Origin of the sequence: Georgenia subflava, from assembly GCF_009193155.1 — a bacterium.
Classification (GTDB): Bacteria; Actinomycetota; Actinomycetes; order Actinomycetales; family Actinomycetaceae; genus Georgenia; species Georgenia subflava.
In genome coordinates this window covers 118,617-132,956 of sequence record NZ_VUKD01000007.1, presented here as the reverse complement: position 1 = coordinate 132,956, position 14,340 = coordinate 118,617, and the positions used below count along the sequence as shown (strand labels likewise).

The following is a 14,340-nucleotide window of genomic DNA, read 5'->3' as shown; positions in this document are numbered from 1 at the left end:
CCACCGGCGCCTGCACGGCGAGCTCGGCCACGTCCCGCCGGCCGAGTACGAGACGGAGTTCTGGGCCACCAGACCCGACCAGCACTACCCTGACAACCGCGTCCTCATCGAGGCCGGAACCAACTAACCGAGCCTCCACCAAACCCGGGGCGATTCAAGGTGCCCGACCTGCTCAAGCGAGACTTCACCGCGCAGGCGCCGAACCAGCGCTACGTCGGTGACATCACCTACCTCCCGCTGGCCGACGGGCAGAACCTCTATCTGGCCACGGTGATCGACTGCTACAGCCGTCGATTGGTGGGCTGGTCGCTGGCAGATCACATGCGCACCAGCCTCGTCGAGGACGCGCTCAAGGCCGCTGCCGCGACCCGCGGCGGCGGAAGAGCGCTGGCCGGCGCCATCTTCCACTCCGATCACGGGTCGGTCTATACCTCCAAGGACTACGCCCGCCTGTGTGCCAGGCTCGGGGTGATCCAGTCGATGGGGGCCGTGGGCACGAGCGCGGACAACAGCCTGGCCGAGTCGTTCAACGCGACCCTCAAGCGTGAGGTCCTCCAGGACGAGACCCTCTGGCCCGACGAGGCCACCTGCCGCCGCTAGGTCTTCCGGTGGATCGTGCGCTACAACACCCGCCGCCGGCACTCCTGGTGCCGCTACCAGTCACCGTCCAACTACGAAACTCACCACGCTGTTACCCTCGCGCTAGCCGCGTAATCCCACCCCGTGTCCACGTTCCGGGGGTAAGGCCCGGTTGAGGATCGAAGGCAGGTCGGCCTCGGCGAAGCGGGCGTGGACGGCGGCATGCCCCAGGGCCCAGTCGACCTCGCCGGGGTCGAAGAGCTTGGCCAGGGACACCGCCTCGGCCATCTTGACCCGCATCTTGCTCGTCCCCGCGGCGGCGGCCTCGGACAGCCACACCCGGGCGCCCTCGCCCAGAGCGAGGAACTCCGCCTCCGCGGCACTCCTGGCTCTGGGCTGGCGGTGAAGAGCCCCGGCCGGCGCGGGCGGGAAGTGCGCGTCATCGACCTGCGGGGACCCCGGGTAGCGCGCGGGTGCCGGGCGACCTCGACCGGTCCGTCGGCGCCGACGTGGACGATCACGACCCGCTCCCTCGCGCCGGCGCCGTGGACCCTCACCCACACCGTTTCGCCGAGGAGGTGGTGCGGGACGGAGTACTGCCCGGACTCGAACGTGACCATCGGCGAGCCGGCCGGGACGACCCGGGTGGTCCCGAGCGCGACCGTGTACGGGTGCTGCGGCAGGGCGTGCAGTCGGGCGCGCTCCTGCGTCAGCATCTCCACCGGCGCCCGCCGGGTGACCCGGTGGACCCGGGCGTTGACCTGCTCGCCAAACGCCTCGCACGCCGCCTCGAGGTCGGCGAACGAGGCGTACTGCTCGAGCAAATTGGTCTCCTTCGGGACCAGGTCGGCCTTGGCGACCTTGACCGTCGACTCCGACCCGCCCTTGCTGGCCGGGTCAGCCGGTTCACACGTCAGCACGGTGACCCCGTAGTGCCTGGCGAAGGAGACCGTCTGGGGGTTGCGGACCGCCATGCCGGCGACGTGCTCGACGGTGACGGTCTTCTCGTTGTCCGTCAGCACATAGGTCGGTGCCCCGCCCAGGCGCCGCAGCGTGACATCCAGCGCCGCGAACACGCTCGGGGCGGTCTTGTCGCGGATCGGGAGCACGACGCGGAACCTGGACCAGGCCAGCCAGGCACAGAACAGCACCGTTTTGACCCCGTCGATGACCGGCCCGTCACCGAAGTCGTACTGCAGCCACAGGCCCGGCTCGGTGATCCACGGCCGATGCACCCTCGTCTTACCCCGCCGGTAGGACGTCTTCGCCGCCGCGACCGCGCGGCGGGTCGTGCGCTCGGAACCGGTGAACCCCAGCGCGAGCAGCTTGTCGTGGACCACGTCCGCGCGGACCTTGCCGTTGGACCTCTCCACCCACTCCTCGATCTTGGGCAAGTACTCATCAGCCAGCTGCGCACGGGCCGCGGGCCTCTCGCTCAACCGCCCGGCATCCCGGGCCGTGACGTAACGAGCGACGGTGTGGTGGGAGACCCCGGCGAGCTCGCCGGCGTCGCGGTAAGACCCTGTCAGATCGAACGCTTCAAGAATTTCCATGATGACCTCGGCAGACTTCATGTTGTCCCTCCTCGGGGCGATGGGCGCTTCAGCACCGCTATCGCACCCGAGGAGGGGCCCTGAACCGCACAAGCGACGAGGCAACGAATGTCGTGTCGGGCAACTCTCATGACCGCCGGCGGGCAACTCCCATGACCGCCACCGGGCAGCTACATGGCCGCCTCCGGGCAGTCTCCTGCGGCCGCCGTCAGAGGTGTCCTGGCAGCCTCCCCAGCGGGAGAGCTTCACCCGCGGTGGGCACTGGAAGGGATCGTTTGGCAGGGGCTCGGCGTCTCATGGAACACCGCTCGCCCTTCGTCCGGGACCGCGGTGTTGGCGCCGCACGTGGCCCGCACCCGGTGCACCGGTAGCGCCGGACCGTGACGAGCAAGACCGTGGGGCGCCAGCCTAGCGGCCCATGCGCCAGCAGCCGGGTAACGGTGTCGCGAAGGGCGCCCTCACACCGGTAGCGTCGACACCAGCCATCCGCCTCGACGACGCGGCAGGCCAGGACCGCGCGATCGGGCTCGACCCGTTGCCCGACAACCTTGGATGTGGTCAGGTCGGGCCAGCGCGAGCGAAGGCAGCGTCAGGCACGTCGAGGTCCTCCAGATGGGCAGGGTCAGAATCCCATCATCGGAAGGCCTCGACCTTTATCCGGCGACCGACTCGCCAGCCAGTTCTTCACCCTCAATGCTGAAGAGCCCTTTTGCTGCGTCGGGGGTGGAATTGGCACCGGCTAGCGGGCGTGCAAACGTGGGGTGCGGCTCGTGCTCGGGATGATTCTCGCGCAGGTAGCCGCTGATCTGCCCTGGGATCCACTCGTGCGCGCGGCTATGTCTTCGCCTAAGCGGGCCCCTGCGGCGGTGCACCTATGGAATAGGCTATGCGGCGCGACCGGTGTCAACCGGTCGCGCCGCACCGTGGTGTCAGAAAACCCGAACAGGGATCTCGGCGGGAGCTGCGAGAAGTTCGCGGATCTCGTCGTCGAGCTTCACGAGGGTGAGGGAGGCGCCGGCCATGTCGAGAGAGGTGCAGTACTCACCGACGTAGTTCCGGCCGACGGTGATGCCCTTCTGTGTGAGGCCCTCATGAGCGATGCCGTACAGAAGGTAAAGCTCGCTGATCGGGGTGCCACCCAGGCCGTTGATCATGAGAGCGACATCGTCGCCCTGCGAGAACGGGAGGTCGGAAACCACGCTCTGGAGCAGCTCCGCCACGATCTCGTTTGCGCTGACGAGCTTGGCGCGACGCCGGCCAGGCTCACCGTGGATGCCGACGCCCACTTCGATCTCGTCGTCGTCGATTTCGAACAGGGGCGAACCCTTCGACGGCGGAGTGCACGCGGTCAACGCGACGCCCATGGTGCGGGTGACAGAGTTGACCTTCTCACCAATGCGGACGATCTCATCGAGGTCGGCTCCGGCCTCCGCGGCGGCGCCGACTGCCTTGATGACGAAGAAGTTGCCAGCGACGCCGCGTCGTCCGATCGTGTACGTGGAGTCCTTCACCGCGACGTCGTCGTCGATGAACAGGGTGCGAACCTTGATGTCCTCAGCAGCGGCAAGCTCCTCGGCCATCTCGAACGCCATCTTGTCACCGGTGTAGTTGTTGACGAGGAGCAGGACTCCCTTGTCGCTCTTGACGCGGCGGGCCGCCTCGAGGACAAAGTCGGCGGGCGGAGCGGCGAACACATCGCCAGGGCAGGCAGCGTCGAGCATGCCCTTTCCGACAACCATTACGTGTGCCGGCTCATGACCAGAGCCGGAGCCCTGGACGATCGACACCTTGTCGTTGCGAGGAGAGTCGGCGCGAGCGATGAGATTGAAATTAGAGTCATAGGTGAGGGTGTCCGGGTTGGCCAGGGCAAGTCCCTTGAGCATCTCGGGGACAAACGCCTTCGGGTCATTGATGAACTTCTTCATAGTGGTGTCTCACTTCCTTGTGGATGGACGAGCTGGAGTTTTGTGCTTGTCGACGGGGTCACCACTCGCCGGCGATGCGCTCGGCGAGGACAGCGACGGCGATCGCACCCGGGTCGGGAGAGCCGATGCTCCGCTCACCGGTGTATGAGGCGCGACCACGGCGCGCCTCGAGCCGTGCGGTGTCCTCTGCAGCGTCGCGAGCGACCCGCGCGGCATTCGCGACAATCACCTTTGCGTCGAGGTCGCGCTCAACGTCGACTGCGACTGACTCGCAGAGCGGAACCAGTGCGTCAAGGAGGGTCTTGTCACCCACGTCCGCGCCGCCGCGCTTCTTGATGCCTGCGATCGCAGCGCGGAGCATCTCGACAGCGTCCGTACTCGCGAGCGTCTGCTTACCCTTGAGGACCAGTGCGGCACGGAGGAACGCAGTTCCCCAGATCGGGCCCGAAGTGCCACCGATGCGGCCACTCATGCTCGTCGCGACCTTCTGAAGGAACGTGCCGAGGTCGCTCCGGTCGTAGGCATCCCATTCTGAGAGGACATTTTCGAAGCCGCGGGCGAGCGAGTAGCCGAAGTCACCGTCGCCGGCGACTGCGTCGAGGTCGCTGAAGTACTTTTCGTTGTCTACGCAAGTTTGTGCGATCAGCCTCACCACACTCTCGAGACGGGTTGTGCCGTTACGGACAGAGACAGCTTCGTTGCTCATGAGTTCTCCTCGGGGCCGTATTGGTTAGCGGGCGGAAAGGTTGACAAGAGTGTCTAGGGTTACTTGACCGGTGTTCTCGACTTTGTGCGGGTTCTCAATGAAGCGCGCGGGTGACTCCGGCAGGTCGCCAAGGCAGTCCACGACCAGCGCGGCGCCGGTGAAGTCTTCATCGCCGGTGTAACTACTGACCGTTATGACGGTAGTGAGCCCAGCGGCGCGTGCCGCGCGCAGCCCGTTCGCGCTGTCCTCAACGACGATGGCATTCGTGGCGCTTATCCCGAGCTCATTGAGCGCGAGGAGGTAGATGTCTGGCGCCGGCTTCTTACGTGGGACGATGTCGCCGGCGTAGACGCTGAACCACGCCGCAGCGTTGCGCCCGACGGCGTGTTCGAGAACAGCACGGACGGACTCCTCGGCGGAGGTGGAAGCGACCGCCAGCGTCCAACCAGCGTCATGGGCCTCACTGACGATGCGTGCAATCCCGGGACGTCCGGGCATCTCGCCCGCCCTGACCTTCGTCGTGTAGCGGCCGGTTTTCTCCTTGTGCCACCGCTTGATCAACCTCTGGTGTGCAGCCTTGTCCTTTGGAAGGCCTGCGGCTTCTACGAACGCTGGCGTGAGCAGGGACGCGAGACGCTCCTTCCCGCCGCCAATCCGCAGCACGCGGGCATAGTCGTCCTGACTCCAACGGACAGGGAGTTCGAAATGCGCAAAAGTTTCATTGAACGCGGGGAGGTGTCCATCGCGTTCGGTATCAGCGAGGACGCCATCGCAGTCAAAGATCAGCGCCCTGTTCATCGCGCCACAGCCTCCGCGACCCTGGTTGCCTTCCCCTCCGAGCCGAACCAGATGATGTGCTCGGCGATCGAGTCGGTGACCGCGGCGGCGATTGCGGCGAAGAGTTTCGGCGGATCCCACTCGTCGTGCTCGCGGGCCCAGTCGAGGTGCTCGGCGGAAGCGCGCATGTACGAGTTCTTCACGGCTGTGGAGATGTTGATCTTCGACACACCTGCAGCGATGAACTCCTGGAACTCACCGGGCTCGAGCCCGGTCCCGCCGTGAAGGACTATGGGACGATCCGTGAGGCTGACCAGCTCACGCGCGCGCTCGGGTAGCAACGTCGGCCGCGATCTGAAAAGGCCATGGCTGGTGCCAAGCTGGGGTGCGAGCAGGTCCGCTCCCGTGCGCTCCGCCACAGCTGCCAGTGTCTCGACCGAGTATGCACGCTCGACGTGATCGCTGCCCACGCCGTCCTCGACACCGAGGATGTTCTCGATCTCCGACTCCACAGCAATACCGGCGGCGTGCGCCTGCGTGACGACCTCGCCGGTCTCGCGCTCCGCGGTATCGAAGTCGCGATTGGACGCGTCGAACAGCACGGAAGACCAGCCTGCGGAGACCACGTCATCGATCACACCCCGGTCCGGGCAATGATCGAGGTGCAGCGCGATGGGCACCTCGACGTCACGGGTGAGGGCCTGAAAAAGACTGGTGATGAATGCGGTCCCGGAACTGCGCACCGTCTTGACCGAAATCTGGACGATCAGCGGCGAACTCGTACGGACCGCCGCATCGATTACCGCACGCATGCTGATCTCGTCGAACACGTTAACGGCCGGGACTGCGTAACCTCGTTCACGTGCGGTCCTGGCAAGAAATGTCGTCGATATGGCAGGCATAACTCGTGTCTCGCTTCCTTGCGCCAGCGGGGTCGGGAGGCGCCGATGGGCAGGATCCTGGGCTGTTCCGCTCTACGTTGTACTGTACATGTACATACCGTGCTATACAAGACCACATGCTGTTGAGTGGACGCGGTACGATTCGCCCCCCGGGAGGAGCGTCATGACCGAACTGATCGAGCGGGAGTCCGCCGTACCGATCTACCAGCAACTGGAGGCCATGTTCCACGCGAAGATCGCCAGCGGAGAGTGGTCACCGGGTCAGCGCATCCCGTCCGAGAACGAGTTGCACAAGACGTACGGGTTGAGTCGAATGACCGTCCGCGGGGTGCTGACTAGAATGGTCAACGACGGCCTCCTCAATCGAGTGGCCGGCAAAGGAACCTTCGTCGCACAGAGAAAGATCAGCGCTGTCTCCCCTGCTTACAAGGGCATCCGTGAGCAACTTGAGGCTCTTGGGTACCACACCTCGACGACGTTGATCGCACTGGAGCGGACGACGGCGCCTACCCGTGTGAGTGAGCGACTGCGCCTCGAAGCGGACGACGACGTCTACGCGATCGTGCGACTCCGCTCAGTGGACGGCAAGCCTTTGAGCGTACACCGGTCGTTCGTGCCGGCACGGCTCGCGCCAGACCTTGACACGCTCGACGTGGTCAACGAGCAGCTGTGCGTAGTCCTCGAGGAGAACTTCGCCCTTCCGATGCACAGTGTCGAGGAGGATCTCGAGGCCGTCGCGGTCGAAGGAGCGGACGCGAAACTGCTCGAACTGCGGAAAGGTGACCCGGCGTTACATCTCACAGACGTGATCTCCGACGGTGCCGGAACCGCGTTTGAGTACTCGACGATCGTGTTCCGCGGGGACACGATGCGGTTGAAGTTCGACTACAAGCGCGTCTGACACGACGTCCCCTGACGGGACATCGCTGGAGACCTTCCTGGAACTGGGAGAAGAAGACGACGGTTACTGGTGGTGGCCGTCGTTCTGCTACTCATCCACCGGCGAGTCTCATCCGCTGGCGAGGATGCCGCGGAGGCGGGCTGTCAAGCCCTCCGCGTCCAGGCCGTACTTAGCCAAAAGCGCGTTGTAGTCTCCCGTGACGATATGTTGATGCGGCAGCCCGATCGCGTCGCGTATTACTGCGAGCCGGGCCAGGGCGTCGGCGACGGCCGCGGACAGGCCGCCCCGGACATAGTGCTCCTCGATCGTGATGACCCGCCCCGTGCGGCGAACTGACTCGACGATGCAGGCTTCGTCGATCGGTTCAATGGTCGGCATGCCAATCAGATCGACACTGATGCCTAGCTCGCCGAGTTGATCGACCGCCCGGATTACCTGGGGGGTGATCGTGCCGGTGGTGACCACCGTGGCGGCGTCGCCGTGGCGAATCGTACGTCCATCACCGATCACAAACTTCTCTTGAGGGAAGAGATCCGGGATCGCCGGGCCACCGATGCGCATGTACACAGGACCGTCGTGGGCAATCATCGCCGCAGCGGCTTCCCGGATCTCGCCCGGATCCTGTGGTGAGAGCACCACCACGCCGGGTAGCATGCGGATGATTGCATAGTCCTCGAGCGAATAGTGTGTGGGCCCAAGGTCGGAGTACGTCATCCCGCCGTTCCTGCCGACAATCTTCACGTTCTGCGCCATGTAAGCCACATCATTGCGGAACGCCTCGAAGTTGCGGTTCGTCACGAACGCGGCAATCGCCGCGAACACCGGGATCCTCCCGGTTGTCGCAAGACCGGCGGCGACGCCTGTGACCCCGTGCTCCTGGATCCCAAACTCGTAATAGCGATCCGGGTACTTCTCTCGGAACGCCCGAAACCCGGACGACAAGCCACTGTCGGCAGAAAGCACGACGACCCGCTCATCTTGCGCAGCCGCTTGCGTGACGGCCTCACCGAGGGTCCTTCTCGGATCGACTAACGTGTCGACTGTCATGAATCACTCCTTTCCGACGAGCAGCCCCGAGGCCGCGCGCAGTTCGCTCTCCGCAGCGCGGAGTTCATCCGCGGATGGCTTCCAGTAGTGCGAAGCGAGGGTGCCTTCCAAGAAGCTGATGCCCTTCGCCTTCGTGGTGCGCGCAACCACCGCTGTCGGTGCCGACGGGTCCGACGATGCGTACCTGACAGAACCGAGGATGCTGTCGATGTCGTTGCCGTCAATAGTCGTCGTCCGCCACCCAAATGCGCGGAATTTGTCGGCGATGGGCTCCATGTTCATCACGTCCGCCGTCCGCCCGCTGATCTGCAGGTCGTTGACGTCGATGAACGCGACCAGGTTGCCGAGCTTGTGATGCGAAGCGATCGACGCACCCTCCCAGTTCGACCCCTCTGGCAACTCTCCATCACCGAGGATCGTGAACACTCGCCCACCGTTGCCGGCGGCCCGGAGACCCAGCGCCATCCCGGCCGCGATCGCCAGGCCGTGCCCCAACGCCCCAGTGTTTGCCTCCACCCCGGGAAGCTTGTGCATGTCTGGGTGCCCAGGAAGTTTGGTGCTCACCGACCCGTACGTGTCCAACCACTCCTCCGGGAAAAAGCCGCGTCGGGCCAACACGGCGTACTGGGACAACGCTTTGTGACCGGCCGAGAGTAGGAACCGATCACGATCGGGGTCAGCCGGATCGCTCGGCTCCACGCGCAGCACCGCGAAATACAGCGCAGTGACGATGTCAATGCACGAGAAAGCGCCACCGAGATGGCCAGACTTCCCAGCCCGGATCATCCGGAGCACGTTCAAGCGAGCCAGAGTTGCCTCGGTCACTAATTCGCGGGTGTTCATGAGCGCGTCGGCCGCCCGACGTCGTACTCGTGCAACACAGCAAGTTTCGGGGCGCTACGGTCATTTTCGAGGTAGGACACCGAAAGATAGTCGCGAAGCAGCCGCTTCACCGACTCAACCCCCGTGACCTGTGCCCCGAATGCAACCATGTTCGCGTTGTTGCTGAGCTGCGCACGTTCAGCCTGGTACGCATCAGTGAGCAACGCGCAGTGCGCGCCGGGCACCTTGTTCGCCGAGATCGAGACGCCGATACCGGTACCACACATCACGACTCCTCGGTCGACCTCGCCATTCGCAACGCTTTGGGCTACCGCTATCGCAGTCTTCGGATAGAGCGGGTCGTTCGCGCCGAAATCGTGCACTTCATGTCCAAGTTCGACCAGATACTCGGCCACTGCATCCTTAAGGCCGTGCGCATTGGGGTCACTGCCAATCGCAATCAACATGATTCCTCCGATCTATACCTGTCTAGTCATGTACAGTAGGACCAGATCTGCGAAAGGGCAAGAGGGGTGTCCCGACCGGAGGTCCGTCAGCACGTGCGGTACGCCGAAGGGGTTATGAGACGCCAGTAACCAGCCTGCCGTTGTGGAGTAAATGCCTTCTGGACTTGGTTCGGCGTCTCATCCGCGCGCGGCTCGCCCTACTCGTTGGGAGACGTGGCGATTGAGGTGTGACGTTGCGACGCCACAATGACCGACGAGGAACACGACGGTATGACGGACATTTTGCTGGCGGTCGGACGGGCTTCGGGGAGTGCCGGGAGTTGTAAACCGGCGGGAGAAGGTCGGAGGTTGGAACCCCCTAGCTCCACCCGGCGAAAGCCGCTGAACCGCACGGATGCGCAGGTCAGCGGCCTTCGTTATTCCAGGGCGTCCTCACCGACAAGGAACACCTTCCTTGGTAGGAGGGTAACGCTCACCCGGAGAGCTGTCTGTAGCGCTTGCGACCGCAGCCGCATGATCCTCGGTGCTCGAGCGTGGTCGGCACGGTAACCGTTCTAGCTTGGCGGCTCGGGTTGGTGATGCGGCGTAGCAAGAGGCTGACGGCTGATGACGCGAGAGTTGCGGTGTCCTGCCGGACCACTGTGAGACCGGGATCGAGCAGGTCGGCGCCTTCGAAGTCGTCGAAGCTGGCGATGGCGATGTCGCGGGGTACCTTGAGGCCAGAGTCGCGGACGGCGCGCAATGCACCAATTGCCATCTGGTTGTTGGCGACCACGAGGGCGGTAGCCCTTGCGTGGGACTCAAGGTGTCGCCTCACTTCCGTGTGCGCCACGGATTCGTCGGACTCCCCGCTGATTACGAGTGAAGGGTCGGCATCAAGGCCTAGTTCCGTGACAGCACGTGTGTAGCCGGTGAGTCGGTCTTTGGCGCTCATGGTCTCGCTGGTACCGGTAACGAGCCCAATGCGTCGGTGACCCAACTCGGCAAGATGAGTAGTGAGTTCGTAAACCGGCCCCTCGTTCTCCGAGTACACCTGGTCGACCTCGATCTCTGACCGGCGGTCGAGGAAGACAAGGGGGAATCGGGCGGCGACGAGATGATTGAACGTTGCCGTCAGTTCTGGACTGCCTTCCAGCGGTACGGCGATGATGCCACTGACTCGTCGCGCCTGGAGGTCCTCGATCACGTCGAGGGCTTGTACTGGGTCGTCGTTGGTGTTGGCGAGGACCAGTGAGAAGCCGGCCTGGCGGAAGCGTTCTTCAAGGCTGTGTGCCAACGCTCCGAAGTACGGGTTTGTCACGATCGACATTGCGAGCCCGATCGTCGTCGTTGACGACGTGGCGAGGGCGCGTGCTGCCAGGTTGTGTCGGTAGCCGGTCTTGGCAACGGCCCCGAGAACCACTTCTGCGGTCTCCGGGGCGACGTTTCGTGTGCGGTTGATGACGTGGGAGACAGTCGTGACTGAGACGCCGGCTACCCGGGCCACGTCGGCCATCGTGGTCAAGCGAGCCCTCCCTGAGTATCTGGACCGCAGCGTCGCGTCCTTTCCGGACAAAGTGTAGAGAAGCACGCCGGTAGCACGCAAGCGCTTGCGCAAGCGCTTGGCTTTGGCCTAGCCTGCGGCGACAGGCCCCCTCCTCCACCGGGTGCCCGCGCCGAGAGTTCCGCTCTCGGCACATCAGTCACCGACAAGGGAGTACGGAGATCATGCGCATTCAACGAGCAGTGGCTGGCGTCGCCGCAGCGAGCGCCCTGGCACTCGTCGCCGCCTGCAGCGGCGGGTCGGGAGCACCCGCGAGCCAGGAAACCGGGGCGGGTGGTACAACGCCCGCAACTGAGGACGCTCTGACGATCGGCTTCGTGCCGGGAATCGCCTCAGACCCCTTCTTCCTGGCGATGCAGCTGGGCGCCGAGGACAAGGCTGAAGAAATGGGGATCGAGCTGATCTGGCAGGGAGCTCCGGACGAGTACTCGCCGCAGTCCCAGATTCCGTTTGTGGACACGATGCTCACCCAGCAGGTCGATGGCCTGATCATCGTCCCGACCGATCCTGACGCGCTGCAGCCCAGCGTGGCAGAGGCGGTCTCGATGGACATCCCGGTCATCACCGTTGACACCACCGTCACGGACCAGAGCGACCTGGTCTCGCACATCACCGGCGACAACGTCGACGGTGGCAGGTTGGCCGGCCACACGCTCGCCGAGCAGATCGGCGGCGAGGGCAAGGTCTTCCTGATGTCCGGCTCCCCGACGGCGACCACCAACACCCTGCGTGAGCAGGGCTTCATGGAGGCGCTCGAGGAATACCCGGACATCGAACTGGTTGGCAAGGAGTACGCAAACTCCCAGCCTGCGGCCGCGACGTCGGCCGTGAGCACGGTGCTGCTCAAGCACCCGGACCTTGCGGGAATCTTTGCGGTGGATGGCACCTCGGGGACTGGCACGGTGGCTGCCCTGCGTAACAACGACAAGGTTGGTGAGGTGGCACTCATCGGCTATGACGCATACGAGAACCAGGTCGCCGACCTGCAGGACGGCGCTTTCACCGCCCTGGTGGCACAGAAGCCGGGCGACATGGCTGGTCTCGCGCTGGAGTACATCGTGGCGGCGATAAATGGCGACGACTCGGCTGTCGAGTCCGACGTCGTGATGGAGAACGTGGTCATCACCCAGGAGAACTTCGATGAGACCAAGCAGTACCAGTACCCCAGCTGAGGCTGACGGGCGGCGCACGAGGGGTGGGAGGCAGCGTATGACGCAGGGTGACGGGCCGGCACGCGCCGGATCGGCGTCCACCGGCACAGGCCGAGGCGCGAGTGCTTCCGGCAGCCAGGTCAAGGGTGTCTTGCTGCGCCAGGAGACGATCCTCTTCGGGGTCCTGGTGGCCATGGTCGCCTTCTTCACCGTACTGAACCCGCTGTTCTTCTCCACCCACGCCCTTGGCAACGTCCTGCAGGACTGGGCACCGGTGATGCTGTTAGCGATCGGGCAGACCTACGTGATCGTGACGGCAGGCATCGACCTGTCCGTCGGCTCCACGCTCGGCCTGTCGGGGGTCAGCGCAGCGCTGACCATTCGGGCCCTGACCGAAGGTGGCACCTCACCCGCGATGGCGATCACCGCCGGTTTCGTCGTCGCGATCGCGGTCGGAGTGACTGTCGGGTTGGTCAACGGACTGTTGATCGTCAAGGCAAAGCTGGCCCCCTTCATCGCCACCCTGGCGACGATGGGTGCCGGGGCGGGGCTGACCCTCGTGGTCACCCGCGGTGTGCAGATCGCGGGTGGCCCGCGCGAGGTCATCACGATTGGGAACACCCGCATCCTGGATGTGCTCACACCACCGCTGATCGGGGTGCTGCTAGTCCTCGTCATTGCCTGGGTGGCACTGGAGCAGACCCGGTTCGGGCGCTGGACCTACGCCATCGGCTCGAACGACTTCGCGGCCCGGGCCGCAGGTATCAACGTGAGTGGCCATCTGGTGAAGGTCTACATGCTCTCAGGGTTCATGGCGGCCCTGGCTGGACTGTTCGTCTATATCCGGCTCGGCTCCGGCTCACCGACATCGGGTCTGGGCTTCGAGCTCAACGCGATCGCCGCGGCCGTGATCGGCGGGACCAGCCTTTTCGGTGGCACCGGCAAGATGATCGGCACCTTCCTCGGTGCCCTGATCACCACTGCGGTGCTCTCCGGGCTGATCCTCATCGGTGTTGCGCCGTACTGGCAGCAGGTGGTGGTCGGTGTCCTCATCGCCGTTGCCGTGGGTCTGCAGCACGTGAACGTCGGGCGATCGAGAGGTGCGAAACATGGCTGACGACGTCGTGTACGAGGCCGTCGGGGTCTCAAAGTCCTACGGCAGTGTGGTGGCCCTCGAGGGCGCCAGCATGGCGGTACGCCGCGGCGAGATCGTTGGACTTGTCGGAGACAACGGAGCCGGGAAGTCCACGCTGGTCAAGATCCTGTCCGGTGCCCTGCAACCCGATGGTGGGAGCATTCGGCTCGATGGGGACGAGCGCTCGTGGCGCTCTCCGCGCGAAGCGCTCGAAGCAGGCATCGAGACTCTCTACCAAGACTCGGGTCTATGTCCGGATCTGACGGTCAGTGGGAACGTCTTCCTCGGTCGCGAACGCTTGCGACCGGGCCTGCTTGGCAAGCTCGGCTTCCTGGACAAGCCCGCCATGGAGGTCGAAGCCGGCGAGGCCCTGGACCGCGCCGGCATCGGCTTCGCCGGGGTACGTCGCACGGTGAACGAGTTCTCCGGCGGGCAACGTCAGGCCGTGGCCATCGGTCGAGCGGTGGCATGGGCGCGAAAGGTCATCATCCTCGATGAGCCAACCAACCACCTCGGCGCGCGTCAGGCCGGTGAAGTCTTGAACGTCATGCGCCGGGCCCGCGAGAACGGCCTGGGGGTCGTCTTCATTTCTCACACCCTGCCGCACATCCTCGAAGTGACCGACCGCGTCGTTGTGTTGCGGCTCGGCCAGGTGGTGGCCGACGAACCCACGGCCAACTTCACCCCGGACAGCCTGCTGAAGGTCATCACCGGCCTTGCTGACAGCCCGGCCGCGTAAGGGCTGGCAGTCCGACCCCTAGAACCGCCGTCGGCCCGCACCCGGGCCGACGGTGGCGACCACGTCACCGCACGACGGCGGACCCGACCGACC

At 64.8% G+C, this 14,340-nt stretch carries 12 protein-coding genes and 3 pseudogenes; 5 read left to right on the top strand and 10 right to left on the bottom strand.

Going from position 1 to position 14,340, the window contains the following annotated elements; translation table 11 throughout:
- Nucleotides 1-138: 138 nt before the first annotated feature.
- Nucleotides 139-714 (top strand): annotated as a pseudogene (locus GD748_RS18575) (IS3 family transposase); the annotation flags it as partial.
- Here the strand turns inward: GD748_RS18575 and istA are convergent.
- The 6 genes and pseudogenes from istA to GD748_RS18545 form a co-directional block, all read right to left on the bottom strand.
- Nucleotides 712-2,153 (bottom strand): annotated as a pseudogene (gene istA / locus GD748_RS18570) (IS21 family transposase); the annotation flags it as partial. The pseudogenes GD748_RS18575 and istA sit on opposite strands and share 3 nt — an antisense overlap.
- Nucleotides 2,154-2,451: 298 nt before the next feature.
- Nucleotides 2,452-2,694: pseudogene (locus GD748_RS18565) on the bottom strand (ISL3 family transposase); the annotation flags it as partial.
- 367 nt (nt 2,695-3,061) lie between these two features.
- A complete protein-coding gene (dhaK, locus tag GD748_RS18560; RefSeq protein ID WP_152196729.1) occupies nt 3,062-4,057 on the bottom strand; it encodes a dihydroxyacetone kinase subunit DhaK in 996 nt (331 codons plus the stop codon).
- A 58-nt stretch (nt 4,058-4,115) separates the two neighbouring features.
- Entirely contained in the window at nt 4,116-4,763 is a 648-nt protein-coding gene (dhaL, locus tag GD748_RS18555) for a dihydroxyacetone kinase subunit DhaL (protein ID WP_152196728.1), read from the bottom strand.
- A gap of 24 nt (nt 4,764-4,787) precedes the next feature.
- Nucleotides 4,788-5,561 (bottom strand): HAD-IA family hydrolase, encoded by a 774-nt coding sequence (locus GD748_RS18550; protein WP_152196727.1) that lies wholly within the window; start codon nt 5,559-5,561, stop codon nt 4,788-4,790.
- Nucleotides 5,558-6,442, bottom strand: a complete 885-nt coding sequence (locus tag GD748_RS18545; RefSeq protein WP_152196726.1) for a class II fructose-bisphosphate aldolase — start codon at nt 6,440-6,442, stop codon at nt 5,558-5,560. The genes GD748_RS18550 and GD748_RS18545 overlap by 4 nt, the downstream gene beginning before the upstream one ends.
- Before the next feature lie 163 nt (nt 6,443-6,605).
- Here GD748_RS18545 and GD748_RS18540 point away from each other — a divergent pair, with 163 nt between their 5' ends.
- Nucleotides 6,606-7,343, top strand: a complete 738-nt coding sequence (locus GD748_RS18540; protein ID WP_152196725.1) for a GntR family transcriptional regulator — start codon at nt 6,606-6,608, stop codon at nt 7,341-7,343.
- Nucleotides 7,344-7,451: 108 nt separating this feature from the next.
- Here GD748_RS18540 and GD748_RS18535 read toward each other — a convergent pair whose 3' ends face one another.
- From GD748_RS18535 to GD748_RS18520, 4 genes are all read right to left on the bottom strand, one after another.
- Nucleotides 7,452-8,390, bottom strand: coding sequence for a transketolase family protein (locus GD748_RS18535; RefSeq protein WP_152196724.1), 939 nt, complete (start codon nt 8,388-8,390; stop codon nt 7,452-7,454).
- Between the two features lie 3 nt (nt 8,391-8,393).
- Nucleotides 8,394-9,233: a transketolase gene (locus GD748_RS18530; protein ID WP_152196723.1), complete on the bottom strand. Its 840-nt coding sequence runs from the start codon at nt 9,231-9,233 to the stop codon at nt 8,394-8,396.
- Entirely contained in the window at nt 9,230-9,679 is a 450-nt protein-coding gene (locus GD748_RS18525; RefSeq protein ID WP_152196722.1) for an RpiB/LacA/LacB family sugar-phosphate isomerase, read from the bottom strand. The genes GD748_RS18530 and GD748_RS18525 overlap by 4 nt, the downstream gene beginning before the upstream one ends.
- A 472-nt stretch (nt 9,680-10,151) precedes the next feature.
- Complete coding sequence (locus GD748_RS18520) at nt 10,152-11,174, bottom strand: LacI family DNA-binding transcriptional regulator (protein WP_226921631.1); 1,023 nt, start codon at nt 11,172-11,174, stop codon at nt 10,152-10,154.
- 230 nt (nt 11,175-11,404) lie between these two features.
- Here GD748_RS18520 and GD748_RS18515 point away from each other — a divergent pair, with 230 nt between their 5' ends.
- Genes GD748_RS18515 through GD748_RS18505 form a run of 3 tightly spaced genes read left to right on the top strand, consistent with a single transcriptional unit; the run spans nt 11,405 to nt 14,247 of the window.
- Nucleotides 11,405-12,394, top strand: a complete 990-nt coding sequence (locus GD748_RS18515; protein WP_226921626.1) for an ABC transporter substrate-binding protein — start codon at nt 11,405-11,407, stop codon at nt 12,392-12,394.
- Between the two features lie 37 nt (nt 12,395-12,431).
- On the top strand, nt 12,432-13,490 hold the full coding sequence (locus tag GD748_RS18510) for an ABC transporter permease (protein WP_193313021.1): 1,059 nt from the start codon (nt 12,432-12,434) through the stop codon (nt 13,488-13,490).
- Nucleotides 13,483-14,247 (top strand): ATP-binding cassette domain-containing protein, encoded by a 765-nt coding sequence (locus GD748_RS18505; protein WP_152196718.1) that lies wholly within the window; start codon nt 13,483-13,485, stop codon nt 14,245-14,247. Before GD748_RS18510 ends, GD748_RS18505 begins: the two co-directional genes overlap by 8 nt.
- Nucleotides 14,248-14,340 lie beyond the last annotated feature (93 nt).